This is a genomic window from Candidatus Polarisedimenticolia bacterium (genome assembly GCA_035764505.1).
GTDB lineage: Bacteria > Acidobacteriota > Polarisedimenticolia > Gp22-AA2 > AA152 > AA152.
Window position 1 is genome coordinate 1 of record DASTZC010000288.1, and the last position, 25,386, is coordinate 25,386.

Here is a 25,386-nt window from a genome sequence, read left to right on the forward strand (position 1 = left end):
GCTGCAGGAGCCGGGGGAGGATGCGATGCTCGTTGAAGCGGTGGAAGGAGATCCTGGGCGTCGAAATCTCGTAGCGCGCCAGCAGCCGCGCCGTCAGGCGGGTGTCCTCGCAGGCGACGCGCGAGACTTCGCGCAGGACCCGCACGGCCCGGAACGACAGGTCCTCCAGGTTGCCGATGGGGGTGGCGACGACGAAAAGGGTTCCGCGGCGCCCGGCGCTCACCGTTTCAGTTCCCCCAGTCCCTCGGGTAGCGGAAATCGACGCCGATGGTGCGATCCGAGACCTTGGCGATCAGCGGCATGCGGCGCTTGTACTGCGAGCGCCGGATCTGCTCGAGGACGCGATCGATCATCTTTGGGGGAAAGCCGGCCGCGATCGCCTCTCGCTTTCCCCCCCGCACGTCGACGAGGAAGTGCAGCAGGCGATCGACCCGGGCATAGGAGTAGCCCAGCTCGCTCTCGTCGGTCTGGCCCGGGTAGAGGTCGGCGCTGGGCGCCTTCCGGAGAATCCTGGCGGGCACCCCCAGATGCCGGGCGAGCCGGCGGACCTGGGTCTTGTAGAGATCGCCGATGGGATGCAAGGCACAGGCGAGATCGCCGTGGATGGTGCCGTAGCCGAGGAGCATCTCGCTCTTGTTGGAGGTCCCCAGGACCAGCCCCTTCCACTGCGCCGAGAGGTCGTACAGGATCGCCATGCGCTCGCGCGCCATCTTGTTGCCGCGCCGCTGCCGATCGGCGCGGGGAAGGCGGCGGAAATAGCCGTCGACCATCGGAGAGATGTCGACCCGGAGGTGCGGGACCTTCAATCCCCGCAGGAGCGCGAGCCCGTCGCGCTCGCTCGAAGCGGCGCTCGTGCGGTACGGGAGAAGGACCGCCAGGACCGAGGCCGCGCCCAGGGCCCGGGCGGCAAGGACCAGGACCACGGCGGAATCGAGGCCGCCCGAGACGCCCACCACCGCCCGCCGCAGCCCGGTGCGCCGCACCTCGCGGCGGATGAAATCGACCAGCAGGGCCTCGGTGAGCTCCGGCTGGATGGAGAGCCGGGACAAGACGGCGTCTTCCTGAGGGTCTTCTCTCACGGGATCGGGAGTCTAGGACCCGCGCGCGGCCGCTGTCAACGTCGTCGTTGCGCCCGCCTTCCAGGCGCCGCTATAATAAGTATTTCAACGACATCGATCGACTGGGAGGTGGGACCGAATGATCCCCGCGACTCAACTGCGCACCGGCATGGCCATCCTGCACGAAGGGAATCTGTGCCGCGTCATGAAGGTGCAACACATCACGCCCGGCAACTGGCGCGGCATGGTTCAGGTGAAGCTGCGGAACCTGAAGACCGGCAACAGCCTCGAGTACCGGTTCCGCTCCGAGGACCGTGTCGAGCGTGCCAGCCTCGAGCAGCACGAAGTCGAGTTCCTCTACAAGGACAACGACGGCTATCATTTCATGAACACCGAGAGCTACGAACAATTCGCTCTCGGGGACGACGCGCTGGGAGACAACGTCTTCTACCTGATTCCCAACACCCGGATCCAGATGGAATTCAACGACGGCAACCCGGTCGGCATCGAGATGCCCCTGACGGTGGATCTCAAGGTGGTGGCCACCGATCCCGGCCTCAAGGGGGCGACCGCCACCAACTCGGGAAAGCCGGCGACGCTGGAGACCGGGCTGGTGGTCCAGGTGCCGCAGTTCATCTCCGAGGGCGAGGTGATCCGCGTGGACACGGCGGATGGGAAGTACCTGGAGCGCGCCAAGTAGCCGCCCGGCTCAGAAGCGCCCTTCGGCGCGCTCCTTGGCCGGCAGGATCTCCAGGCAGGTGGTCCACCATCCCGTCAGGATCGTCTCCACGAACTCTTTCGGAATCCGCTCCTCTTCCATCTCACGCGCCAGGCGCCGGTGGTCATAGGCCACCCAGGACCATTCCACGTCCAGCTCCTCCCCTTCGGTGAGCAGCGCATAGACCACCTCCGTCCGCCCATTGTTGGCGGGGCGGCCGATGACTCCGACGTTTACCACGTGTCGCCCGTCGGGCAGCCGGCGGTGCCAGGGCAGGCCGGTGTGGGTCACCAGGAGGACCTCGGTGCGGGCCTCATCCAGCAGCCTGCGGAGAAAGGGAGCCGGAGAGGTCGATCGCCACAGGAACTCGTTCACCTTGCGCGGCGAGCCGTGCGCCATCAGAAGCGAGCGGTGTCCGAAATCCTTCCGGAGGGCGGCGGGGAGCGATCCCATCCAGTCCTTCGCCGCTTCCGGAGTTTTCTCCGCCGTGTATTCGTAGGCGAGCCGGGCGAAGCGGTTGTCGCGCGGATCGGTGTAGCCGCACTGGCAATCGTCGCGCCGCGCAGCCAGCGACACTTCGTAGTTTCCCTGGATCGTGACCACGCGGTGGCTGTCGAGCAGCGGGAAAACGCGCTCGGGGTGGGGGCCGAACGATCCGAGATCGCCCAGGCAGTAAAGGGTGTGGGCGCCCCGCCGGCGGGCATCGCGGCAGACAGCGTCCAGCGCCAGATAGTTGCTGTAGACCCCGCCGAACACGGCGATCCGATCGGAGGTCATCGCGCCTCAGGTCCGGCAGGTGACGCCCTGCACATGGCAGGTGTGGCAGGCCGGGTAGGCGAGGGAGAAAGGCCGCAGGGAGTCGCGCAGCGTGGATCCCAGCCTGGCGCCCTCGAAATCGATCAGGATGGGACAGACGTAGACGCCCCGGCTGGTGACCATCCGGCCGCTGGAGCATTGCAGCCTTTCGGGGTCGATGACATCACCGGAGGTGAGCCGCTCCGAGGGAAGATAGCCCCGTCCGCGGCGCTGCTCCGCGCCCAGGCGAAACAGCGACAAAATCTTGAGGCGGGGTCGGGTCAAGCCGAACGAGCGCAGCCGATCGAGGAAGCGCTCGCGTCCTTCGGCGCCGGCAACTCCTTCGGCCAGCTCGGTCACCGTCACCACCGGGTTCAGCCCGGCATTCCAAAGGTTGCGCATCCCCGCGACCGCCCGGTCGAAGGCCCGCGGCCCGCGGATGCGGTCGTGATCTTCCGGACCCCAGCCATCGAGGCTGATGCGCAGATCCAGAGAATACTCGGAGCCCTCGTCCAGCCGCTTCAGCCGGGCGCAGCGCCGCGGGTCGAGCAGCAGACCGTTGGTCAGGACGGTCGCCGGCCCCGCTCTCAGCGTCGCCTCCAGGATGGCGAACAGCTCGCGATTCATGAACGGCTCGCCGCCGGTGAAGTAGTACTCCTGGACGCCGAGCTCCACGGCTTCGTCAAGAGCGCGCAGCACGGTGGGAAGATCGAGCATGCCGTGCGAGTGATTGTCGGGCGCGCAGGAGATGAAGCAGTGAGTGCAGCGCAGGTTGCACACCGTCCCCGCGACCTGGAACCAGAGGGTGTCCAGGCCCAGGAAGGGGACCTGCGGGAAGCCGGGATCCGGGCAGCTCACGCGGCCGAGCCCGGGCGGACTGCGTAGAGATCGAGGTCGGGTCTCTCCTCGATCAGCTGGAAGGCTCCCCGGATCTGATCGAACCCGTTGCGCAGCAGGAAGGCGGAGTTGCGACCGTAGCTCTTCGCGCCGAGGATGAAGAATCCCGGCTCCGGATTCTGCAGTGTCTCCGACTCCGTCGCCGGCTGGGAGAGGCAGTCGGAACCGGCCGCCGATTCGAGCAGGGCCGCGGCCAGCTTCATCGGGCCCGACGAGGCGTAGCAGGAATGGATCTGGAGCTCCGAGTAGAGGGACTCGTCGGGGCGATAGCCGACATTCGCCAGAATCCGATCGACTCGAAGCTCTTCGCTCCCCGCGGGCCCCAGCACGCGCACGCGCCAGCTGCCGTTGTCGCGCCGGAGGGAGTCGACCCGGCGATGCGGCAGATGGCGGATTCCGCCCGTCCGCGCCGCGGCAATCCGGTTGGCTTCCTCGACCAAGGCGGCCCGTCTCCGCAGAGGGTCGCCGGGAATCGGTGCATAGGGAAGCTCGGCCTCCGTGCGGGTGACCCAGAGGAGGCTCGTCGAAGGATCGTCACTTGCCAGAGTGCGCCAGGCGAGGGCCGAGGTGGCGGCCGAAAGTCCGCCGCCCACCAGAAGGGTGCGCCGGCCGGCGTAGCGGCCGCGATCCCGCTCGAGGGGATCGTCCAGATCGTAGGAGATGATTTCCGCAGCAGCCCGCTCGCCGGGCGCCGGGATCCCGCCGGCGCCCATGTGACGGGGATTGCCGTAGGTTCCGGTGGCATCGATGACGCGATCGGCGTGAAAGATTTTTTCGCCCGCGGCAGTCTCCACCAGGATGCGGAAAGGGGCTTCCAGCCGGTCGGCGTCGGCAATCTTCTCTCCCTTGAGGAGTCCTTCCTTGCCCACCGTCACGACCCGATGGTCCTCGAAAATAAGGTTCGCCAGGCGCGGCAGCCGCGCGAGGGGCAGAAGGTAACGCCGCAGGTGCTCGAATCCGCTCAAGGCCTCCTCGCCGGAGGGAAGGTCATCCATCCCGCCGGCTCCGAGGGCCGCGAGCCCCAGCGCCGTGCGATTCATCTCGAAAGGGGAAAAGAGCGTGACGTGCCCCCAGCGGGACAGGTTCTCCCCGATCCGACCCTTCTCCAGGACGAAAACGTCGTGGCCGAGCTCCTGGGCATAGAGGGCCGCTTCTATCCCGATGGGGCCGGCACCCAGGATGGCGATGCGCAATGGCTTCATGGGCGGTGTTACCTCACTGTATCCCGCAGGGGATTCCGGGAGAAGTCCTGTGGCGTGAGTGGAATCGCCAGCAACTCTATCGGCGCGCATGGGATGCGTCAAGCTTCCGACGCGGCGTTCGTTGACTTCGTGCGCGCGCCGCCTATATTCCTCCGGGGCGGTAATGCCTCGAGCAACTCATGCCGGGGGAACAGCTTGGCTTTGATGCCCAAAGAAGGAGACCTGGCCGCCTCTTCGTTCTGCGAGGTCCTGGCCGATTTGAGCCTGCGTCACGAGACCGGCGTCCTGCGTCTCAGCGCAACGACCCCTTCCAAATCGGTCTACCTGCAGGAAGGCAAGATCGTCTTCGCCTCCTCCACCGATCCGGATGATCGTCTCGGTGAACTCCTTCTCATGCGCGGGATCATCAACCGCGAGCAGCTGGACGAGGCTTCCAAGAGCCTGAAGCCTGGAAAGAGGCTCGGGACGGCGCTGGTGGAGCAAGGATTCCTGCCGGCGTCCGAACTTCCGAAGTGGGTTCGCGAACAGGTCAAGGAAATCCTCTTTTCGCTATTTTCCTGGACCGAGGGGAAATTCGTGTTCGAGGCAGGACCTTTCCCTTCCGACGAAGCGATCACGCTGCGCCTGTCCACGCCCGAGGTTTTCCTGTCCGGCCTGAAGATGGTGCAGAAGTGGTCGGTGCTGCGCAAGGGAGCCGGGGAGATCCGCATCCCGTACCAGCTGGCAGGCGATCCTCGCAGCATCCTGAAAGAAGTGTCCCTGGGGGAGGAGGAGGAAAGGCTGCTTCGGCTCCTGGAGTCGCGGCCGGTTACGATGGAGCAGGCGGCGCTCGAATCGGGGCTTACGACACTGAGGGTCTACCAGCTCTTCTTCGCCTTCCGGGTGCTCGGCGTGGTGGCCCCTGCGAAGTTACCGGCGCCAGCGCCGCCACGTCCCGCGCCGCGTGCTTCCGAGACGCCCGCCACGCACGCGCCGCTCGAGGGCGCGCGTCGCGCCGAGGCGCTGCCCGCGACCCCTCCGAGCGATGCGCCGGTCGAAATCGCACCGGCTCTCGAAATTGAAATCGCTGACGAGACGCCCGTCGTGGCGCGCCCCATAGCCAAACCCCTACCTGCCGCTCGCGCGGCCGAGAAGCCCGCATCCACGAAGCCCGTGCCGCCGAAGATTGACACGGTGCCGGCGGCACCGACCCTGGAAGTTGGGTCGCAGACCGTCATGCTCAATCTGGCCGAGCTCCCGGGCGGCGAGCCCGCGGGCCAGGTGGCCGAGGTGGACGACTCTCCCATTCCCATCGTCCCGAATACCGTCGAGCTGGCGACCGACGAGCCGATCCAGGCCATTGAGTTTCAGACGAAAGCCGAGGTTCCACCCTCGGCCTCTGTCCGCAGGCCTGCTGCGGTCCCAGAAGCTCCAGCCGTCGCCGTGGCGGCCAAGCCCAATACCGCGACCAAGCCCCCGATTCCGCGTCCGACCCGGCCGGCGGGCGCCGCCGGGGTCCCTCAAGGGCCGCCCCCCTTGCCCACCGCGGCGGACGCACCTGCCCTCTCGGCCGCCGCGGCTGCCGCCAAGCGGAACAAGCCCGACCTGAGAGTCGTCAAGCTGGACGATCGGCGGCTTGAAGGAGAGGGGCCCCAGCATCTCGAGGATCTGGTGCGACAGTGGCTTCTCAAGGGGTATCGCCTGGCGGGGGTCGTCCCGGCGCGTGCCTCGGGTCTGTTCGGCTCCTCCGGATCCACCTACCTGATTTTTACGCGCGAAACCTCCGGCTGACGATCGCGCCGCGCTGCCAATGCATCGGCGCGAGGGCGCAGCATTCGTACGCGCGCCTCCCGGCGCAGCCGTCCTGCTACAATGCCTCCGCGCGATCCTGACCCATCGGACAGGAAGGATTGCGCCGGAGAGCCGTCATGCGCCTCGCGCGTTATCGGGTCGATGGGAAGGAGATCACGGGGAGGCTGGACGGAAACCTGCTCCATCCCGTGGAGTGGGACGCTCCGGAGGGCGGGGAGGAAGGTGCCCCGGTGGAGATCTCCGGAGCGAAACTGCTGGCTCCCTGCCGTCCGGGGAAGATCATCGGCGTCGGCCTCAACTACCGCGATCATGCTCTCGAGCGGCGCAAGCCGCTGCCCACTGAGCCTCTCCTCTTCCTCAAGCCTCCCTCGGCGATGATCGGACCCGGGGACGCCATCGTGCTCCCGGCGGGAGCGGGCCGGGTCGATCATGAAGCGGAGCTGGCGATCGTCATCGGCAGGAGAGCCAGGAACCTGGCGGTTGCTCTCGCGGGCGAGGCAATCGCCGGCTACACCTGCTTCAACGACGTCACGGCGCGGGATCTGCAGGACCGGGACGTCCAGTTCACGCGGGCCAAGGGGTTCGACACCTTCGCGCCGATCGGGCCCTGGATCGAGACCGACGTCGATCCCTCCGATCTGGTGATCGAGGCGAAGGTGAACGGAGCGCTGCGGCAGCGCTCCTCCACCCGCGAGCTGATCTTTCCGCCCGCCTTCCTGGTGGCTTACATCTCCCGCATCATGACGCTCGAGCCCGGCGATCTGATCGCGACGGGCACTCCTTCCGGAATCGGACCTCTCGCTGCCGGCGACACCGTCGAGATCATTCTCGAAGGGATCGGCACGCTCACGAACCCGGTGCGCGCTCTTTGAATTATTCGCTGGGTTTCGGCGGATCCTGGACGAACTGCCAGCCGAAGCGACCCTTGATGCAGAGGTGTCCCTGGGTGACGGAATGGTCGCGAGGGGAGGAGACCTTCACGATGCGGTTCTCCTGGACGTGCAAGGTCAGCGCGCACCCCACGCCGCAGTAAGGACAGATCGTCTCGGTGTGCGTCTGCCGCGCCTCATCCCACGTCCCTTCGCGGCGCAGATCGTGCTCGCTCTTGAACATGAGGGCCCCGGTGGGGCAGACGCCGATGCAGTTGCCGCAGAAGACGCAGGCTGAATCGGGCAGGGAGTGGTCGAACTCGGTGGCGATGCGGGCGTCGAACCCCCGCCCGGCGACGGCGATGGCGAAGGTGTTCTGCGCCTCCTCACCGCAGGCGTCGACGCAGCGGTAGCAGAGGATGCAGCGCGACAGGTCGCGCACGTAGAGATCGTTGTCCACCTTCACCGGCTGGGCCACGGTCTCGGGAGGCGCGCCGGAGCGGGCGTAGCGCTCCGGATCGGCGCCGAACTGCCGCGCGTAGGCGGCGGCCTCGGGAGCGCAGGTGAGGTCCACCGAGGAGGCCAGGAACTCCATCACCAGCCGGCGCGCCAGAGCCACGCGCTCGCTCTCGGTGCGCACCACCATTCCCGCCTCGACCTGGCGCGAGCAGGCCGGCGCGAGGGCGCGCGCCCCTTCCACTTCGACGACACAAATCCGGCAGGCATTGGCCGGAGTCATCCCATCCAGGAAGCAGAGGGTCGGAACCGGCACGCCCGCGGCCCGGCAGGCCTCGAGAAGCGTCGAGCCGGCCGGCACGGAGCGCCGCTCGTTGTTGAGGGTGAACTCCACGGTCGTGCCCGGCTTGTCGCTCATCATCCGCTGTCCCGGACCAAATCCAGCTTGAGAAGGGCCGATTGGACGGCGGCCGCGGCCGTCTGTCCGAGGCCGCAGATCGACGCATCGCGCATCGCCTGGGCGATCTCTCTCAGCAGGAGCTCCCGCGCCGCGGCATCGCCGCGCGGCTCCTCCAGCCAGCGCTTGAGGACCTCCTCCTGGCGCACGGTGCCGACGCGGCAGGGGACGCACTGGCCGCACGACTCCTCGCGGAAGAAGGCGGCGAGGCGCAGCAGCGAGTCGCGCAGATCGGCGCGGTCGTCGAAAATGATCACCGCTCCGGACCCGAGCGTCGCGCCGGCGGCGCGCGTCGCTTCGAAGGATAGCGGCAGGTCCAGATCGCCGGGGCCCAGGAAAGTGCCTGCTGCCCCGCCCAGCAGAACGGCGCGAATCTTTCGTCCCGGCGGCGGCCCTCCGGCCTCCTCCAGCAGGGAGCGCAGCGGCGTCCCCATAGGGACCTCGTAGATGCCGGGGCGCTGGATGTTGCCCGAGAGACAGAACAGGCGCGTTCCGGCGGAATCGCGCGTGCCGACGGCGGCGAAGGCGGCCCCGCCTTCCCGCACGATCTCCGGAATGCAGGCGAGAGTCTCCACGTTGTTGATCACGGTCGGCTTGCCGAACAGGCCGGCGGTGACCGGAAAAGGAGGCTTGCTCCGGGGCTCTCCCCGGAATCCTTCGATCGAGTTGAACAGGGCGGTCTCCTCGCCGCAGATGTAGGCCCCCGCGCCTCTCCGCACCTCCAGATCGAAGGAGAATTCCTGCCCGAGGATGCGCGGGCCCAGCATTCCGGCGGCGTGGGCCTCCGCGCAGGCCTGCTCCAATCTCTCGGCGGCCCGCGGATACTCGCCGCGGACGTAGACGTAGCCACGCTCGCAGCCGGTCGCGAAGGCGGCAATGACCGCGCCTTCGACCAAGGCAAAGGGATCCTCTTCGAGGAGAACTCGATCCTTGAAGGTCCCCGGCTCCGATTCGTCGGCATTGCACACCAGGTAGCGGGGATGGACGCTGGAGCGCGCCACAGCTTCCCACTTGCGCGAGGTGGGGAAGGCGGCTCCGCCACGTCCGAGGAGCCGCGAGGCTTCCACTTCCGCGATGACTCCCGCCGGTCCCAGCTCCAGGGCGCGCGCCAGTGCCTGGCCGCCTCCTTGGGCGCGATAGGCCTCCAGGCTGCCCGGATCGATGCGGCCGGCGCGCCGCAGGAGCCGGAGGCCCGGCTTGCCGAACTGCGGAATCCTGGGTTCTCCGCCGGGAGAGGGCGACAGCGAGCGCCCCGAGATCGAGGCCATCAGCGTGGAAAGGGAAGCCTGGGGAAGCGCGGCGGTGTGCGGCACGGGTCCCGAGTGGGCCACCAGGGCCGCGGGCGCCCGGTCGCACTGTCCCAGGCAGGCACTGCGCTGCCACAGGAAGCTCCCTTCGCCATGGTGCGGGGCGGGAGGGCCCAGCCGGCGCTCCAGCTCCCGGCAGATCGAATCCGATCCCTGCAGCCGACAGCTCAGGTCTTCGCATACATAGGCCATCACGGGGGGGCGGGGAGAAAGGGCGATCATGCGGTAGAAGCTGGCGACGCCGAAGGCCTCCGCGGGCGCGACATCGAGGCGCTTGCAGGTGTAGTTGAGCGCCCCTTCGCTCACCCAGCCGATGCGACCCTGGACCGACAGCAGGCAGGGAAGGAGAAGGTCCCGCCCGGCCGCGGCGCCGGCGGGAGATCCCAGCAGCATGTCGATCGCTTCGCGCTCGGCCGGGGTCTCCTCGGCGCGGCTCAGCTTCAGGTCCATCGGCTCCCTTCCCCTCCGGCAGCCGCAGATGGGAGCCGATCGATGCGGATGGCGCTCGCCTTGAACTCGGAGGTCCCCGACTTGGGATCGCTCGCTTCGATCGTCAGCATGTTGGTCTCGACCTGATCGGGGAAGTGCAGCGTCATGAAGGCCAGGCCCGGACGCAGGCCGGGATCGAAGCGCACCGGAACGAGCACCGAGCCGCGGCGCGAGGAGGCGCGCACCACTTCGCCTTCGGTCACGCCGTAGCGCGCCCCGTCGAGAGGAGAAAGATCCAGCGTCTCCGCGGTCCGCAGGGGCGACGCGAAGGCGCGGGTCTGGACTCCGGTGTTGAAGGAATCGAGCCGCCTCCCCGTGGTCAGGCGTATGGGAAACTCCTCCGTGATCTCGTCCACCGGCGGCTCGAAGGCCACAGCGCTGAAGGGGGCCAAAGGACCGCGCACCGGATTCTCCCAGAGCCGGCCATGAAGGAACGGGGTTCCCGGGTGGCTTTCGTCTGGACAGGGCCACTGGATGCCGCCCAGCGCCTCCAGCCTCTCGTAGGACATGCCGGCGTGCATCGGCGACAGCGACCGCAGCTCATCCCACACCTGGCGCGCCGACGGGCGCGGCCAGGGATGGCCGAGGCGGTTCGCCAGATCGGCGAGGATCTCCAGCTCGTCACGCGCCTCGCCCGGAGGCTCCATCGCCTTGCGGACCCGCTGTACGCGCCGCTCGCTGTTGGTCACCGTCCCTTCCCCTTCGCACCAGGTGGCCGCCGCCGGCAGCACCACGTGCGCCATCTCGGCGGTGCGCGTCAGCACGAGATCCTGCACCACCAGGTGATCCAGCCGCTCCAGGAGATGGCGCGTCCTGGTCGCGTCGGCCTCCGATTGGGCGGGGTTCTCGCCGATGACGTACAGGCTGTGCAGGTCCCCCCGCTCCATGGCATTGAACATGTCGGTCAGGTGCCAGCCACGCCTTGGCGGGATGGGCACACCCCAGGCCTTTTCGAACTTGCCGCGCGCCGCGTCGTCCTCGACATCCTGGAACCCGGGAAGCTTGTTCGGCAGCGCCCCCATGTCGCCGCCGCCCTGCACGTTGTTCTGGCCGCGCAGGGGGTTCACCCCGGAGCCGTAGCGTCCGATATGTCCCGTCAGGAGGGCCAGGTTGATGAGCGCCACGACATTGTCCACGGCGTTGTGATGCTCGGTGATGCCGAGCGTCCAGCACAGCTGTGCCTTGCCGGCGCGGGCGTATTCGTGCGCCAGCTGGCGGATCAGCGAGGCGGGGACCCCTGTAATCCGCTCGCCTTCCTGCAGCGTATAGGGCTCGACGGCGGCGCGGAATTCCGCGAAGCCGGTGGTGGCATGGGCGATGAATTCCTTGTTCTCCAGCCCCGCGGCCAGGATCTCGCGGGCCATGGCGTTGGCCAGGGCGATGTCGGAGCCGACCTCCAGCGCCAGATGGCCGTGCGCCCAGGCCGCCGAGGTGGTGCGCCGCGGGTCGATGACGTAGAGGCGCGCGCCACGGTGGATTCCCTTCAGGACGTGATGGAAGAAGATGGGATGCGTCTCGCGGGCGTTCGATCCCCACAGGAGGATCAGATCCGCTTCCTCCGCCTCACGATACGAGCTGGTGCCGCCGCCCGCCCCGAAGACCGTCGCCAGACCGACGACGCTGGGGGCGTGTCACGTACGGTTGCAGCTGTCGATGTTGTTGCTCTGCAGCACCGCCCGTGCGAACTTCTGGGCCAGGTAGTTCAGCTCGTTGGTCGATTTCGAGCAGCTGAACAGCCCGAAGCTGCCGCCGCCGTGCTGCGTGACCGTGGCCTGGAAACCGGTGGCCGCCCGGTCCAGAGCCTCGTCCCACGTGGCACGGCGCAGCGAGCCTCCCTCGCGTACGAGCGGGTGCGTGAGCCTGGGAAGATGACTTTTCATCGATCGCTCTCACCTCCGGAATGCCGCGACGCCGCAGCGCGCCGCGCACAATCAGTATCAGTATACGACGGGCCAGCAGCGGGCGCACTCCGCTCCGATCAAGGCGGGGCGGCGCGCAGGGCCTGCAGCAACCCGGTGAAATCCTCCGGCAGCGGGACCTCGAAGCGCATCCACTCGCCGTTGATCGGGTGGGTGAATCCGAGCAGGCCGGCATGCAGGGCCTGGCGGGGGAACCGATTCAGGAGGCCGCTGCCGTGGCGGGCATCCCGCCTTCCGTAGACCCGATCCCCGACGATGGGATGTCCCCTCCCCGCGAAATGGATGCGGATTTGATGGGTCCGGCCGGTTTCGAGCCTCACCGAGAGGAGCGTCGCTTCCGCAAAGCGCTCCAGCACGCGGTAGTGCGTCACCGCGCGCTTGCCGGCGCCCCGGCGCGAAGTGCCACGGCGGGCGGAGGGGGCGGAACGCGTGAGTGAATCGGCAATGGTCCCGGAGTCTTCCATAAAGCGGCCCTGGACCAGGGCGAGATACTCGCGCGCCAGCGAATGGGACCGGAACTGCTCCGCAAGCACCCGGTTGGCCTCGCCGCGGCGCGAGAACAGGAGAAGCCCCGAGGTATCGCGATCGATGCGATGCAGCAGCCCCAGATAAGGAGAGCGGGCGGCGGGATGGCGCTGGCGTAAATAGCGACGCAGCAGATCGACGAGCGTTCCTCGATCCCCCTGCGGAGTCGGCTGGACGAAAACTCCCGGTGCCTTGTCGACGACCAGAACGGCGGAGTCCTCATATACGACCCGATAGGGTGGCAACCCGGCGGGGACGGAAGCGGTGGCCGAGGCGGGCACGTGCACCTCCACCCGGTCGCCGGGGCTCAAGGGACGGGAGGCGATCTTGACCCGTTTTCCGTTGAGGGTGACCGCCCCTTCCGCCAGGAGGTCGCGCGCCCTCATGCGCGATAGCACGCCGCTGCGGGTGCGCAGGAAGCGATCCAGCCGCGCGCCCCGATCGCTTTCCGCCGCGATCAGGACCAGCGGCCTCGGACCGCGCTTCATCTCCGGTCCGATCCGGGCCCCGGAGGCTTGGGCTGTCCGTCGGGAATCGGGTGGTGCAGGAAGGAGGGCCAGGTGCCGGCGGTCAGTGCGGAGCTGGGTTTGCGCCGGTAGGATACCCACCCCTGCGATCCCGCCGATCCGATCTGACCGAGCAGAGACAGACCGCGTTTCGCCACCCGGTCCTGCGGATAGAGCTCCAGGGCGCAGCGGAACTCACGCATCGCATCGCTTTGCCTTCCCATCTTGCGGAGGGCCGAGCCCAGCAGTGAATGGGCCAGGTGCAGGCGCGGGACTGAGCCCACGGCCTGCCGGTAATGCCTTTCGGCCTCCGAGAGATCTCCGCTGGCTTCCTTCAGGTTGCCGAGGCGGAGGTGGCCCCAAAGGCTGTCGGGACGAAACTCCAGGATATTGCGGTAGATCTCCTCCGCAGACTCGCGGCGCCCCGCCGCCTCGAGCGCTTCTCCGTAGGTGAGCCAAGGAGCGACGGCGGGTCCAACGATCCGCCGGTGCGCGTCCAGCTCCTCCAGGGTATAGCGGTTGGAGAGGGCCGATTCCTTCAAGGCGGCATCCACCCGGCGGTAGGCCTGCACGCTGTCGGGATCGTCGCGCACCAGCAGCCCTTCCTGCCGGCTCGTCTCCCACACCTCGTCGTCGACTCCCTGCAGCTGCTTGGCCTCCTCGTACAGGGCGGTGCCCGGGTAGACCACGAGCGGCGAGACGATGCCGTCGTGGGGGCGCGCTTTCCGGATCAGACGCAGCGTGTCGCGCACATCGGCACGGGTCTCCCCATGCACGCCGGTGATGAGATACAGCGACAGCTCCATACCCACCTTGCGGGTCAGCTCGCACGCCTTCTCCACCTGCTCCAGCTGGATTCCCTTGTTGAGCTTTTGCAGGATCGAGCGCGAGCCCGATTCCACGCCGTACTGGATGTGCTGGCACCCTGCGCGGCGCATCCAGATGAGACGCTCCTCGTCGACCGCGTTGACTCGCGACTGGCAGTCCCACAGCAGGTGCAGGCCTGAGTCGAGGATGCGGCGGCAGATTTCCAGCGTGCGCTGCTTGTCGACCGTGAAAGTGTCGTCGCGAAACGACAGCGTCACGTGCCCGAAGCGTTCCTGGAGGGAGCGAATCTCCTCCAGCACGTGCGCCGGACTCCGGTAGCGCAGTCGTGTTCCCCAGAATTCCGGGGTGGAGCAGAAGGTGCAGCGCGCCGGGCATCCCCGCGAAGTGATCAGGAACTCGAACTGGGCGAAGCGGTCCACCCCCATGCTTTCGTAGTGGTCGGAAGGATGGGGCAGAGAGTCGAGATCGGCGATGGCCGGGCGTGCCGCAGTGCGCCGCAGCGCACCGTCGGGTCCGCGTAGGACCAGTCCAGCGATGGAGGCCGGATCGTCGTTCGCCTGCAGGGTGCGCGCCAGCTCCGCCAGGGTTTCCTCTCCCTCGCCCACCACCACGAAATCGACGGCACGATGCCGGGTGAGAACCTGCTCTGCGAGGTGCGTGGCATGCGGTCCTCCCACGACGATCGCCACGTTCGGATCCACCTCGCGGGCGACCCGCGCCAGCTTCAAAGCCGCCCCGCGGTTGAACGTGAACAGGGAGATGCCCACGATACGTGGCGCGAACTCGCGCAAGGTGCGGCGGACCTGGTCCCACGTGAAGCGGCTGAAGTTGGCCAGGCGGGCGTCATATCCGGCGCGGCGCAGGACTCCGTTGATGGTGCCGAGACCCACCGGCATCTGGCGGGTGTAGAAATCGTTGCGTCCCCCGTACTGGCAGCGGTAGGCGAGCAGGATCCTCATCCGAGGCGGCCCCGCGCCAGCGGACGCGTCGGGATGGGCTCTCGCGGCGGCGCCGCGGCGGGGGTTTCCTGCAGGCTCCATCCACCCAGGCGCGCCAGCGCCTTGAGCACCAGGTCGGGCTTCTCGTCGCGCAGCAAGGGGTAGCGGGTGCGGGCGCGCCGAAGCGCCTCTCGGGAGAGGGTGCCATGGACGATCGTCTCCTTAAGCGCCGCGGCCCGCGAGGTGATTTTCCCCGAAGGATCCACGAGGAGCGAGCCGCCGCTGAAGTGCATGCCTTCTTCCACGCCGACGCGATTGACATAGGCGACATAGACCGTCTGGAACTGGGCGGTGACCCGGCTCAGGTCCTGCCAGGAGGAGAGGCTGGCCAGCTCGCGCCCGGAGTCGACGCCCCGGCTGGGGCCGCTCGAGACAATCAGAAGGACATCGGCCCCGTCACGGGCGAGAAGGTAGGAGGCGGAAGGGTGCCAGGCGTCCTCGCAAATCAGGATGCCGAAGCGCCCGAAGCGCGTGGCGAAGGCGCTGAAGCTCTCGCCGGCGGCGAACTCGCGCCCTTCATCGAACATCCCGTAGGTGGGCAGATAGACCTTGCGATGGCGATGGACGATCTTGCCGCGCGACAGATACAGGGCTGCATTGTAGAAGCGGTGGTCTTCAGATTCCTCGACGAGTCCCACCACCAGGTCCAGCCCGCGGGACCAGCGCAGAAGTTGATCGACGATGGGCGAATCGTCAATCCGAACAGCCACCTCCGGAACCAGATCCTGGAGGAGGTAGCCGGTAAGCGACAGCTCGGGAAAAACCAGGAGATCGGCTCCGTCGCGGACCGCCTGCCGGACATTCTTTCCGTGCAGGCGTAAATTGGCCTCGACGTTGCCGAGCTGGGGAGCAATCTGGGCCAGTGCGATGCGCAAAGAAGTTCTTTCCAGGAGAGGATCGACGTGATGAATCGAGCCTGGCTGATTCGCGAAACCCTGATTCTACCATAGGATAGAAGCCCTCTTTTCCCGGCCGCCCGCGGCCAGTGGGTTATAATCCGCCGCGGTTTTCGCGCGTCGCACCGTTGCTGCGGAGTCGTCCTTGATCCGCCCTCCCGCGGTGGCCGGCCGGTTCTATCCGGGCGAGCCAGAAACACTCGCCAGAGTTGTGGGAAGCCTGCTGGCTTCTTCTCCTCCGGAAGGAGTTGCGCCGGCCGTCGCGGCCATGGTCCCGCATGCCGGCTACGTCTATTCGGGAGGCGTCGCCGGCCGCGTCTACGCCGCGTTGCGGATCCCGTCCCGGGTCGTTCTGCTGGGACCCAACCATACCGGCAGGGGTCCGGCTCTCTCTCTTTGGGACGGGGGAGCCTGGAGGATTCCCGGCGGCGAGATTTCCATGGACGAGGCAATGGGGAGAGAGCTCCATGAGCGGATTCCGGAGATTCGTCCCGATCAAGCGGCCCACGCGGCGGAGCATTGCCTCGAGGTCCAGCTTCCCTTCCTGGCGGCGTGCACGGCCGGGCTTCGGATCACGCCTCTCGTGATCGGGACCTCCCGCCGGGAGGTTCTCGCGCCGCTCGCCGAAGCCCTCGCCGATGCCGTCAAGGTGTCCGGGGAGGAGGTGCTCCTGATCCTCAGCAGCGACATGACACATTACGAGCCGGCCGAGGCGGCGCAGCGCAAGGATGCGCTTGCCATTGCGGCGCTGGAGGCGATGGACGATCAGGCGCTGGAGAGAGTGGTCGCCGCCGAGAGGATTTCGATGTGCGGCTACGCTCCCGTCCTGGCGGGTATTCTCGCGGCGCGCCGGCTGGGGGCATGCGCGGGCCGGCTGGTCAGCTACGATCACTCGGGAAGCGTGAGCGGGGACCTGGCTTCCGTCGTCGGCTACGCCGGGATGACTTTTTCGTGAGGCGAAGATCCTCTTCCGCCTCGTGCGCTGCAGTGATCGCGTCGCGCCGGCTCGTTCTCTGCCTCTCCTGCGGCATCGCCCTGACGGTCGCGGCGATCTTCCCGCGCGGGCTCGCCGCCCAGGAAACGGCCCCGGCTGCAGGCTCGGAGAGGAAGCAATTCACGGTTCCCGGGGAAGGGGACAAGAAGCTCGAGCTGACCGCCGGCGCCGGCTCGGTCTTCGGGAAGGACGAGCTCCTCCTGAAGGGTTACGTCGACATTCACTACGGAGACCTGCGGCTGCAGGCCGACAACGTCCGCTACGTTCCTTCCACCAAGGACGCCTTTGCCGAGGGGACTGTGATCCTCGACAGCGGGCCGACCCGCCTCACAGCGGAAAGAGTGGAGTACAACCTGGGCACCGAGACGGGGGCCTTCTACGGGGCGCGGGGCTATGCCGAGCCGTCCTTCTACTTCGAGGCGGCGGAGGTCCGCAAGATCGACCAGGAGCGCTACGTCATCGTGGACGCGACCTTCACCACCTGCACCCAGCCGGTGCCCTACTGGTCCTTCAAGGTGGCGCGTGGGACCATTCACATCGACAACTATGCCTATCTGCACCATGTGTCGTTCAAGGCGGAGCATGTCCCCATCTTCTATTCGCCGTACCTCGTCTGGCCGATCAAGGAGGACCGGGCGACCGGGCTCCTGTTTCCCGAGTTCGGCTACTCGCACACTCGCGGCTTTGTATTCTCGAACGCCTTCTACTGGGCCATCCGTCGGAACATGGACGCCACCTTCTTCCTCGACTACTACGCCAAGGCGGGAGTGGGGGAGGGGCTGGAGTACCGTTACGTTCCCAACGCCGGCGGGAAGGGACAGTTCACCGGGGCCTACATCCACGATCAGGTGGTGGACCGAAACCGCTATTCCTTCAACCTGAACCATCGCCAGGATCTCCCCAGCGACTTCCGCCTGGTGGCGAGTCTGAACGCGCTGAGCGACTTCGATTATCCCCTCGATTTCCAGCGTGATTTCAGGGCCTCGACGAGCCCGGTCATCCTTTCCTTCGTCTATCTGAGCCGCAACTGGTCGAATTACAACTTCAACGTCCGCGCGGAGCGTCGCAAGCAGCTGTTCAACGTTACCGAGCAGATCTTTCCGGTCCCGCCGCTCACGTCCTCGACCTTCGTGACCGTGGAAGAGCCGTTGACCAACCTGATCGAGCCTTCCGTGGAAGGGCGCGGCAGCCGCCAAAGGCTCGGCCACTCTCCGGTCTACTTCGCTTTCGAGACCTCCCTGGACAACTTCCAGAAGGCGACGACCCTGTTCGAGACCAACTACCAGCGCTTCGATCTCTTTCCCACCTTCTCGTCGCCGATCAAGATGGCTCCCTGGCTCGACATCAATCCTTCGGTGGGCCTGCGCGGGACCTATTACTCTAAGAAGCTCGGGAGCATCGTCACGGAGGACGCCAACGCCAACGGCATCGCGGATCCCGGGGAGGACAACGGACTGGACGGTATTCCGGGAACGGGGGACGAAGGGGAAGGGAACGGAATCCTCGATCGGCGGCAGGAGGTGCTGGAGGACAACTTCTTCCGCAAGATCGTCCAGGGCTCCCTGGAGGTGATCGGTCCCAAGTTCTCGCGTGTCTTCCTGACCCCGGACAATCACTTCTCTCCCGCGTTCAAGCACACCTTCGAGCCGCGCATCTTCTACCTCTACCAGTCGAAGGTTGACAGCCCGGAGGAGATCATCCGCTTCGACGAGAAAGACGTGCTTTCGGGAAACCTCAATACCGTCACCTACTCCCTGACCACGCGGCTGTTCGCGAAGCGACCCGGCGCGACGCCCGGCTCGCCCATGGCCGCCGGAACTCAGATCTTCGCCCCATCGTCCCATCCGCCGCCGCCCGTCAGCGTGGAAGGGCACGACCTGCCGGCCCCCGCCGCGAACCCGGGAGAGCAGAAGCCCGATCTCAGCACCGTCGAGATCGCCTCCTTCAGCCTGGCCCAGAGCTATTCGTTCCTGGGCGCCCTCAGCTCGCGCACGGTGCCGATTGAAGCCGGCGGAGTCACGGTGCAGGGAAGCTGCCTGGTGGCGGACGGCGGTTTTGTGGAGAGCGCCGGCTGCCAGACAAGCCACTTCTCCGGCGTGGACGCCACGGCCCGCTTCAACCCGACGCTGTTCACCAGCCTGGATGCCAAGGCGAACTACGACATCCTGGACCAGGAGATCCGCTCCGGGAACGTCACGGCCCACTATCGCAATCCGCAATGGGGGTTTCTCGATTTCTCCTGGTACTTCCAGAAGCCGGCCGACACCTTCAATGTGAAAAGCAGCCAGCTGACGCTGCAGGCCCAGACCGCTCTCATGAATCGTCGGCTGCTGTTGGGCTTCCAGGGGCACTACGACCTCGTCGTCGGCGAGCTTCAGGATCAGCGTTACACCTTCGGGTACAACACACAGTGCTGCGGCTTCACTTTCGAGCTCCTGGATCGAAATTACGTCGGCGTGAGCCAGCAGGAGTTCCGCGTCATGGTCAATCTGAAGGGGATCGGGAACGTGCTGGATCTCAACAGCGGCTCCTCGCCCATCCCCGGCATGCCTGTCACCTTTTGATGGAAGCGCAAGGAGGCACGCGGCTTTGGCAATGATGATCCTGATCACCGGGGCGGGGGGACGTGTGGGCACGTCGCTGGAGGCTGCCCTGCAGGCGAAGTATCCCGATCGGGTTGTGGCGGCCACCCGGGAAGAGATCGATTTGACCGATCCTTCCCGGGTGATCCTGGAGCTGGAGCGGCTGGATCCCCGCCCTACGGTGGTGATCAACTGCGCCGCGCGCACCCGACTCCCGGGCCCGGGCGATTCCCCGGAAGCCCTGGTGGAGGTCAACGCCCTCGGGGTCGAGACGCTGTCGCGCGCCACACGGGAGCTGGGGTGCCGGCTCATCCACCTGTCGAGCGTCGACGTCTTCTCGGGCAGCCGCAGGGAGGCTTATCGGGAGGAGGATCCACCCGATGCCGTGACCGCCTACGGGAAGAGCCGCGCGCTGGGAGAGACGGCGGCGGCGCGCGGCAACCCCGACCACCTGATCCTCCGGATGTCGGCGCTGTTCGGCGACGGCGCGGAGAATGACCCCCTGGAGATTATCCACCGCTCTGTCCTGCGGGGAGAGCCGATTCCCTGGGAGGATCGGCGAATCACGCCTCTATGGATGGAGGACTTCCTGGGTGCGCTGGGGAGCATCTTGCGCAGCGAGTGGACCGGCGTGCTTCACCTGGGAAACGCCGAGTCGGCCCTGATCTCGGAAGTGGCTTCCGAAACGGCCCGCCTCCTCGGCGCTCCGCCTGTTCCCGATCTGATCGGCGGGTCGCCGGGTCCCGCCTCTTTTCATGAGAGCTCGGGACCGAATGCCGCGCTCGAATGTGCCCGGTTCACGTCCCTCAGCGGACGCCGGACGAGGAGCTGGCGCCAGGCGCTGGCGGCTTCGCTCGAAAAGCGCGAGGATTGAGTGCCTCCTGTCTTCGTCACCGGCGGCACCGGGTACCTGGGCTCCGCCCTCGTCTCGCGCCTGGCGCGCGAGGGCGAGGAGGTGGTGGTCCTCTGCCGCGATCCGGCCCGCTTCCTGCCTCCCGCCGTCTCGGTCCGCGCCGTGCAGGGGGATGTCGTCGATCGGGAATCGCTGCGCCGCGGTCTGCGCGGATGCGATCGGATCTTCCACGCCGCCGCGCATGTGAAGATGTGGGATTCCGACCCGCGGCGATTCGAGGCGATCAACGTCGGAGGATTGCAAAATATTCTCAGCGCCGCCGAGGAGCTGTCCGTCACCCGGATCGTCTACACCAGCTCCTTCATCGCCCTGGGGCCGACCGACGGCGCGACGGGCGACGAGTCCTGGATTCCCTCCCCGAGGACGTTCCACAACGAATACGAGCGCACCAAGGCCCTATCCGACAGGGCGGCTCGTGAAGCCGCCGCGCACGGGGCGCCGATCGTCATTCTCTATCCGGGAGTGATCTACGGGCCGGGGCCGGCCACTGGCGGGAACCTGGTGGGAAAGACGGTCAGCGATTATCTGGAGCGCCGGCTGCCGGGGATCCTCGGCCCGGGCGACCGGCGCTTCTGCTACGCCTATGGAGCGGATGTCGTCCAGGGGCATCTGCAGGCGCTCAGATCAGCGCCCCCCGGCGGGCGCTTCATCCTGGGCGGTGAGAACCTGACGATGCTGCAGCTGATGGCGGAGCTGGAGCGTCTGACCAAGATCCCTCCGCCCCGCCGGCGTATCCCGTACTCCCTCGCGGGGCTGGTCGGTCGGATGCAGCGCTGGCGGGCGAACCTGACCGGCAAGGAGCCCGAGATCACCGACGAAGTGGTGAGCATCTATCGCCACGAGTGGGCTTATTCCAGCTTGAAAGCCCAGCGCGAGCTGGGGTACACCATCACGCCTTTTTCCCGGGGACTGGAGGAGACGGTGCGCTCGCTGCGCGAAGGCAGGACATGACGGGACGGGGTATCTCGGAAGATCTTCGGAAGTCGATTCACATCCTGATGGTCGGCTTCGCGTTTCTTCTGAAGCATCTTCCCTGGTGGGGGGCCGCGCTGCTGGCGGCCGCCGCGGTGGCTTCAAATGCCACCTGGATCCCCCGGCTGCGCGGTGGAGCGCTCATGCGGGAGGGAGAGGAGCGATCGATCCTGCAGTCGGGGGTATGGCTCTATTCCGTCGCGGTGCTGGCTCTCATCCTCGTCTTCCCGCATCGACTGGAGATCGTCGCCTGCGCCTGGGGCATCCTCGCCCTCGGGGACGGCTTCGCCACTCTGGTAGGGCGCAGGCTGCCGCATCCGGCCCTGCTCTGGAACCGGCGCAAATCGTGGTCGGGGTTCATGTCCTTCTGTGTCGCCGGGACGCTGGGCGGCGCGGCGCTGCTGCGCTATGTGTCGGGGGGGGGCTTCGGAGGGTGGGATCGGACGCTGCTCATCGCGGCGGTCGCCACGGCGGCGTGCGCCGTGGTGGAGAGCCTTTCCCTGAAGCTGAACGACAATCTTTCGGTTCCATTTCTGGCGGCGGGAATCGTGGTGACGCTCGATTGGGTGAGGCCGGAGGTCTGGTCGGCGAACCGGGGAGTCCTGCAGCGCAATCTCCTCCTTGGACTGGCGGTGGTCGGGGCCTTCGCGCTGGCCGCGCGCGCGGCCCGGACCGTCTCCTGGTCGGGCGTGGCGGGAGGCATCCTGGTGGGTCTCCCGATCGCGACGTTCGGAGGGTTGCCGGCCTTCTGGGTCCTGGTCGAATTCTTCATTTTGGGGAGCGCTGCGACGCGGGTCGGCTGGAGCCGCAAGGAGCAGCGCGGAATCGCCCAGGAAGGGGAGGGGGCGCGCGGCGCGCTGCACGCGCTGGCCAACGTGTCGGTGCCGGCCTACCTCGCCTTTCTCTCCGGCTCGGTCGATGAGCCGATGGCCTCGGCCCTGCGGCTCGCTTTCGTGGCCTCGCTGGCCACGGCCGCCTGCGACACGCTGGGATCGGAAATCGGCCAGCTCAGCCGGAGCAAGCCGTTTCTCATCACCCGCCTGCGCCGTGTCGCGGCGGGGACTCCCGGGGCGGTCTCGCTGCTGGGGACGGCCGCCGGAATCTGCGGTGCGGCGCTGGTGGGGGCCGCCGCCGCATTGCTGCAGATCATTCCCTGGAGCTGGATTCCCATCGTGACCGCCGCGGCCCTGCTCGGAGCGGTGCTGGAATCTGTGCTCGGCGCCACGGCCGAACCTGCCGACCTGATCGACAGCGAGACCATGAATTTTCTCAACACTCTGGCCGGGGCACTGGCCGCCGTGGCATTACTCCCTCTCGCAGGGGCCCTCTCTTGAAGCCGACGCAGACCTTGGGCGAGCCGCGGAGCAGCGATCTGGGAATCGTTCCGGCGCGCTGGCGTGTCCTCCTGTCCTTTACGCGCCCCTTCACCCTCCTGCCGCCGCTGCTGGGCGTCGTCTCAGGCGCGATCACCGCTTACGGGTCGGCCCACAATCCCGATCCGCTGCGCCGGGTGGACCTCAGCCTGCTGGCCACCGTGGGGCTCGGGTCGCTGTGCGCGGCGTTCCTGAACGCGGCTTCCAACGGGATCAACCAGGTCTACGACCTCGAGATCGATCGGAAGAACAAGCCCGGCAGGCCGCTGGTTTCCGGCGCTTTGGGGCTGCGCGAGGGGAAGCGCTTCTCGGCGCTCCTCTACGTGCTGGCCATCATGCCGACCTGGCTCGTCATGACCTATCCGCATACCCGATGGTCGGAGCGGGTGTTCGCGCCGCCGCGCGCGCACGAATGCTTCTGGATTTTCGTGGCGGGACTTCTGTTCACGCTGATCTATTCCGTGCCTTCCTTCGGCAGGACCAAGCGCAACGGCTTCTGGGCCAATCTCACCATCGCCATTCCCCGCGGCTGCCTGCTGAAGGTCGCCGGCTGGTCCATGGTCGCGAGTGTCGCACATCCCGAGCCCTGGTACATCGGCAGCGTCTTCTTCCTGTTCCTCCTGGGAGCCAGCACCACCAAGGACTTCTCCGACATGGAAGGCGACGCGGCGCACGGCTGCATCACGCTGCCGATTCGCTACGGTGTCCGGCGGGCAGCCTGGATGATCACTCCGTTCTTCATCTTTCCATGGCTGCTCCTGCCCCTTGGAGCCCATCTGCCCGATCCGGTGCACGCCGGCGGCAGGCTGCTTTCGGGAAACCCCACGATCCTCACCGCGGTGGGTCTGCTGCTGACGCTGTGGGGATGCCTCACCTCCTACCTGGTCATCCGGCGGCCGGAGGAGCTGGCGACGACGGAGAACCATCCTTCCTGGACCCACATGTACCTGATGATGATGCTTGCCCAGGTGGGATTTGCCGTCGCCTACCTGTTCTGATTTGCGAAATCGAACGCGTCCACTGAAGCCCTTCCTGCGCTGCGCCCTGATGGCGGCGCTCTGCGTCCTGCTGTCGGCCGCACGTCCGGCGCCTCCGGCCGATTCAATCCTGGTGCTGATTTCGATCGACGGAATGCGCTATGACTATCCCGAGCGCGCCCGGGCCGGGACCTTTTCGAACCTCGCCGCGGGAGGCGTGCGGGCGCGCCGTCTGATTCCCCCGTTCCCGGCCTCCACGTTCCCATCCCATGCGACGCTGGCTACCGGCTGCTATCCGGAGCGCCACGGCATCCTCAACAATCGCTTCCTGGACCGGGACCGCGGCGAGTTCGATCGATCGGAGGATCCCGGATGGCTGGAATGCGAGCCGCTCTGGGTGACCGCCGAGAAGCAGGGAATCCGCAGTGCCGTGCTGAACTGGATCGGCTCATACGGAGCGTGGCGGGGCACGGCGGCGTCGCTGCACGCGTCCGGATACCAATCCCTGACCGATCGTGAATCGGTCCGGCGCATCCTGGCGTGGCTGGATCTTCCGCCCCGCGACCGCCCGGGAATGATCCTGGCCTATTTCACCGGAGTCGATCATGCCGGCCACGCCGAAGGTCCGGATTCGCCGGAAGTGGACCGCCGGGTGCTTTCGGTGGACCGCACCTTGAAGCTCCTCCTGACAGAAAGCGCCAGGCGCGGGCTCTCGGAGCGGCTCAACCTCATGGTTGTTGCCGATCATGGCATGGCTGCAATCGTCGGCAGGGTCGATCCCGGATCGGCTCTGGCGCGGGCCGGGATCCGGCATCGCCTTCTCCCTTCGGGCGGAACGGCGAATCTCTATCTCGGGCGCGCCGGCGACCGGAGCAAGGCGCAGGCGCTGCTGGGTCGCCTGACGCACCTCGAGGTTTACCCGGGACCGGAATTGCCCAGAGACCTGCGCTACGGCTTTCCTTCCCGGACGGGGGATCTGGTGCTGCTAACCTCGCCCGGTTACGAAATCGGGCGGGAAAGGGAGGAGACCTCGAGGGGAATGCACGGCTTCCGTGGTACCGAGCCTTCGATGGCCGGCATTTTCTATGCTCGTGGTCCGGCATTCGTCGCGGGAAGTGAAATCGATCGGCTGGAGGCGGTGGATGTGGCGCCGCTGGCCTGTGCCGTGCTCGGGATACCGGCTTCTCCCGACACGCAGGGACGCGTTCCCGCAGGGATCCTCAGGAACTTTCACCGTCCGGTCCGAAAGGCTCCCCGACCGTCTGGCGCGCGACCCTGACCTGGGCAGGTCGCAGGATCGCCCCGTCGATCGTATAGCCCCTCCGGATTTCCTCGAGAATCATGTCGTGATCGTCGGGTCCTTCCGCAGGGGTCACCGCCACCGCCTCGGCGCGCTCGGGGTCGAAGCGGGTCCCGGCCATTTCCATGGGCTGGACTCCCTGTCGCGCCAAAATAGCCAGATACTGCTCGCGAATCTTGAGCAGTCCGTCCCGCAAGGGGGAGGAGGAACCCTCGAGCTCGGCGGAAAAGACAGCCCGATCCAGGCTGTCGCCCACCTCGAGAAAATCGCGGAGCCGACTCTCCAGCTCGGAGCGGGTGCGCCTTTCCATCTCCTTGCGCAGGCGCGCCCGGAAATCGTCGGCCTCCTTCTCGCGGCGCCGCAGGAGGTCCAGCGCCTCGGCCAGCTTCGACTCCGCAGCCTCGGCGCGACCTTCCAGCTCGCGGAGCATCGAAGGCTTGCGGTCGGTGGGAGGGGGATCTTCATCTCCCGGTTCCGGGCGATCGAACCGCGGGCGGCGATCGGTGACCCGAATCGGGACCGAATCGGAATCGGGACTCTGTTTCGGGCGCTCGGCCATCGGAA

At 67.1% G+C, this 25,386-nt stretch carries 22 protein-coding genes; 10 read left to right on the forward strand and 12 right to left on the reverse strand.

Annotated elements, in window-relative coordinates; translation table 11 throughout:
* Together VFW45_18910 and VFW45_18915 are read right to left on the reverse strand one after the other, a co-directional pair.
* Positions 1-223, reverse strand: a 223-nt coding sequence (locus tag VFW45_18910) for an SAM-dependent methyltransferase (GenBank protein ID HEU5182867.1), incomplete at its 3' end; no start/stop codon positions are given.
* A gap of 4 nt (positions 224-227) precedes the next feature.
* A complete protein-coding gene (locus VFW45_18915) occupies positions 228-1,049 on the reverse strand; it encodes an NAD+ synthase (GenBank protein HEU5182868.1) in 822 nt (273 codons plus the stop codon).
* Between the two features lie 148 nt (positions 1,050-1,197).
* Between VFW45_18915 and efp the strand changes: the two genes are divergently transcribed.
* Positions 1,198-1,758, forward strand: coding sequence for an elongation factor P (efp, locus tag VFW45_18920; protein HEU5182869.1), 561 nt, complete (start codon positions 1,198-1,200; stop codon positions 1,756-1,758).
* 9 nt (positions 1,759-1,767) lie between these two features.
* On the opposite strand, the gene VFW45_18925 is transcribed toward efp, so the two are convergent.
* The 3 genes from VFW45_18925 to VFW45_18935 are packed head-to-tail and all read right to left on the reverse strand — an operon-like array spanning position 1,768 to position 4,670.
* A complete protein-coding gene (locus VFW45_18925) occupies positions 1,768-2,553 on the reverse strand; it encodes a metallophosphoesterase family protein (GenBank protein HEU5182870.1) in 786 nt (261 codons plus the stop codon).
* Between the two features lie 6 nt (positions 2,554-2,559).
* Positions 2,560-3,429, reverse strand: coding sequence for a radical SAM protein (locus tag VFW45_18930; protein ID HEU5182871.1), 870 nt, complete (start codon positions 3,427-3,429; stop codon positions 2,560-2,562).
* Positions 3,426-4,670, reverse strand: a complete 1,245-nt coding sequence (locus VFW45_18935) for an NAD(P)-binding domain-containing protein (GenBank protein ID HEU5182872.1) — start codon at positions 4,668-4,670, stop codon at positions 3,426-3,428. The genes VFW45_18930 and VFW45_18935 overlap by 4 nt, the downstream gene beginning before the upstream one ends.
* Positions 4,671-4,874: 204 nt before the next feature.
* Here VFW45_18935 and VFW45_18940 point away from each other — a divergent pair, with 204 nt between their 5' ends.
* Positions 4,875-6,440 carry a DUF4388 domain-containing protein gene (locus VFW45_18940; protein ID HEU5182873.1) on the forward strand — a complete coding sequence of 522 codons (1,566 nt, stop codon included), beginning with the start codon at positions 4,875-4,877 and terminating at the stop codon, positions 6,438-6,440.
* A 137-nt stretch (positions 6,441-6,577) separates the two neighbouring features.
* Positions 6,578-7,333, forward strand: a complete 756-nt coding sequence (locus VFW45_18945; GenBank protein ID HEU5182874.1) for a fumarylacetoacetate hydrolase family protein — start codon at positions 6,578-6,580, stop codon at positions 7,331-7,333.
* Position 7,334: 1 nt separating this feature from the next.
* Here VFW45_18945 and VFW45_18950 read toward each other — a convergent pair whose 3' ends face one another.
* From VFW45_18950 to VFW45_18975, 6 genes are all read right to left on the reverse strand, one after another.
* Complete coding sequence (locus tag VFW45_18950) at positions 7,335-8,204, reverse strand: 2Fe-2S iron-sulfur cluster-binding protein (GenBank protein ID HEU5182875.1); 870 nt, start codon at positions 8,202-8,204, stop codon at positions 7,335-7,337.
* Complete coding sequence (locus tag VFW45_18955) at positions 8,204-10,000, reverse strand: NAD(P)H-dependent oxidoreductase subunit E (protein ID HEU5182876.1); 1,797 nt, start codon at positions 9,998-10,000, stop codon at positions 8,204-8,206. Before VFW45_18955 ends, VFW45_18950 begins: the two co-directional genes overlap by 1 nt.
* On the reverse strand, positions 9,991-11,919 hold the full coding sequence (locus VFW45_18960; GenBank protein HEU5182877.1) for a molybdopterin-dependent oxidoreductase: 1,929 nt from the start codon (positions 11,917-11,919) through the stop codon (positions 9,991-9,993). The genes VFW45_18955 and VFW45_18960 overlap by 10 nt, the downstream gene beginning before the upstream one ends.
* 98 nt (positions 11,920-12,017) lie before the next feature.
* Positions 12,018-12,971, reverse strand: a complete 954-nt coding sequence (locus VFW45_18965) for an RluA family pseudouridine synthase (GenBank protein ID HEU5182878.1) — start codon at positions 12,969-12,971, stop codon at positions 12,018-12,020.
* The gene (locus VFW45_18970; GenBank protein ID HEU5182879.1) at positions 12,968-14,776 is read right to left on the reverse strand and encodes a radical SAM protein; all 1,809 of its coding nucleotides are present in this window, start codon (positions 14,774-14,776) and stop codon (positions 12,968-12,970) included. Before VFW45_18970 ends, VFW45_18965 begins: the two co-directional genes overlap by 4 nt.
* A complete protein-coding gene (locus tag VFW45_18975) occupies positions 14,773-15,690 on the reverse strand; it encodes a nitrilase-related carbon-nitrogen hydrolase (GenBank protein HEU5182880.1) in 918 nt (305 codons plus the stop codon). The genes VFW45_18970 and VFW45_18975 overlap by 4 nt, the downstream gene beginning before the upstream one ends.
* 166 nt (positions 15,691-15,856) lie before the next feature.
* Here VFW45_18975 and amrB point away from each other — a divergent pair, with 166 nt between their 5' ends.
* The 7 genes from amrB to VFW45_19010 are packed head-to-tail and all read left to right on the forward strand — an operon-like array spanning position 15,857 to position 24,801.
* On the forward strand, positions 15,857-16,666 hold the full coding sequence (gene amrB / locus VFW45_18980; GenBank protein HEU5182881.1) for an AmmeMemoRadiSam system protein B: 810 nt from the start codon (positions 15,857-15,859) through the stop codon (positions 16,664-16,666).
* Entirely contained in the window at positions 16,663-19,269 is a 2,607-nt protein-coding gene (gene lptD, locus VFW45_18985; GenBank protein ID HEU5182882.1) for an LPS assembly protein LptD, read from the forward strand. The genes amrB and lptD overlap by 4 nt, the downstream gene beginning before the upstream one ends.
* Positions 19,270-19,300: 31 nt before the next feature.
* The gene (locus VFW45_18990) at positions 19,301-20,161 is read left to right on the forward strand and encodes a sugar nucleotide-binding protein (protein HEU5182883.1); all 861 of its coding nucleotides are present in this window, start codon (positions 19,301-19,303) and stop codon (positions 20,159-20,161) included.
* On the forward strand, positions 20,162-21,151 hold the full coding sequence (locus tag VFW45_18995) for an NAD-dependent epimerase/dehydratase family protein (GenBank protein HEU5182884.1): 990 nt from the start codon (positions 20,162-20,164) through the stop codon (positions 21,149-21,151).
* On the forward strand, positions 21,148-22,506 hold the full coding sequence (locus VFW45_19000) for a DUF92 domain-containing protein (protein HEU5182885.1): 1,359 nt from the start codon (positions 21,148-21,150) through the stop codon (positions 22,504-22,506). The genes VFW45_18995 and VFW45_19000 overlap by 4 nt, the downstream gene beginning before the upstream one ends.
* Complete coding sequence (locus VFW45_19005; GenBank protein ID HEU5182886.1) at positions 22,503-23,543, forward strand: UbiA family prenyltransferase; 1,041 nt, start codon at positions 22,503-22,505, stop codon at positions 23,541-23,543. Before VFW45_19000 ends, VFW45_19005 begins: the two co-directional genes overlap by 4 nt.
* Before the next feature lie 49 nt (positions 23,544-23,592).
* Complete coding sequence (locus VFW45_19010) at positions 23,593-24,801, forward strand: ectonucleotide pyrophosphatase/phosphodiesterase (protein ID HEU5182887.1); 1,209 nt, start codon at positions 23,593-23,595, stop codon at positions 24,799-24,801.
* Here the strand turns inward: VFW45_19010 and VFW45_19015 are convergent.
* Positions 24,743-25,381 (reverse strand): nucleotide exchange factor GrpE, encoded by a 639-nt coding sequence (locus tag VFW45_19015; GenBank protein ID HEU5182888.1) that lies wholly within the window; start codon positions 25,379-25,381, stop codon positions 24,743-24,745. The genes VFW45_19010 and VFW45_19015 overlap by 59 nt on opposite strands.
* Positions 25,382-25,386 lie beyond the last annotated feature (5 nt).

Bases quoted from the DNA above. Each gene is read 5' to 3' on its own strand.
- efp (HEU5182869.1), top strand. From the start codon at position 1,198: ATGATCCCCGCGACTCAACTGCGCACCGGCATGGCCATCCTGCACGAA.
- VFW45_18925 (HEU5182870.1), bottom strand. From the start codon at position 2,553: ATGACCTCCGATCGGATCGCCGTGTTCGGCGGGGTCTACAGCAACTAT.
- VFW45_18935 (HEU5182872.1), bottom strand. From the start codon at position 4,670: ATGAAGCCATTGCGCATCGCCATCCTGGGTGCCGGCCCCATCGGGATA.
- VFW45_18940 (HEU5182873.1), top strand. From the start codon at position 4,875: ATGCCCAAAGAAGGAGACCTGGCCGCCTCTTCGTTCTGCGAGGTCCTG.
- VFW45_18945 (HEU5182874.1), top strand. From the start codon at position 6,578: ATGCGCCTCGCGCGTTATCGGGTCGATGGGAAGGAGATCACGGGGAGG.
- VFW45_18950 (HEU5182875.1), bottom strand. From the start codon at position 8,204: ATGAGCGACAAGCCGGGCACGACCGTGGAGTTCACCCTCAACAACGAG.
- VFW45_18955 (HEU5182876.1), bottom strand. From the start codon at position 10,000: ATGGACCTGAAGCTGAGCCGCGCCGAGGAGACCCCGGCCGAGCGCGAA.
- VFW45_18965 (HEU5182878.1), bottom strand. From the start codon at position 12,971: ATGAAGCGCGGTCCGAGGCCGCTGGTCCTGATCGCGGCGGAAAGCGAT.
- VFW45_18970 (HEU5182879.1), bottom strand. From the start codon at position 14,776: ATGAGGATCCTGCTCGCCTACCGCTGCCAGTACGGGGGACGCAACGAT.
- VFW45_18990 (HEU5182883.1), top strand. From the start codon at position 19,301: ATGATGATCCTGATCACCGGGGCGGGGGGACGTGTGGGCACGTCGCTG.
- VFW45_19000 (HEU5182885.1), top strand. From the start codon at position 21,148: ATGACGGGACGGGGTATCTCGGAAGATCTTCGGAAGTCGATTCACATC.
- VFW45_19010 (HEU5182887.1), top strand. From the start codon at position 23,593: ATGGCGGCGCTCTGCGTCCTGCTGTCGGCCGCACGTCCGGCGCCTCCG.
- VFW45_19015 (HEU5182888.1), bottom strand. From the start codon at position 25,381: ATGGCCGAGCGCCCGAAACAGAGTCCCGATTCCGATTCGGTCCCGATT.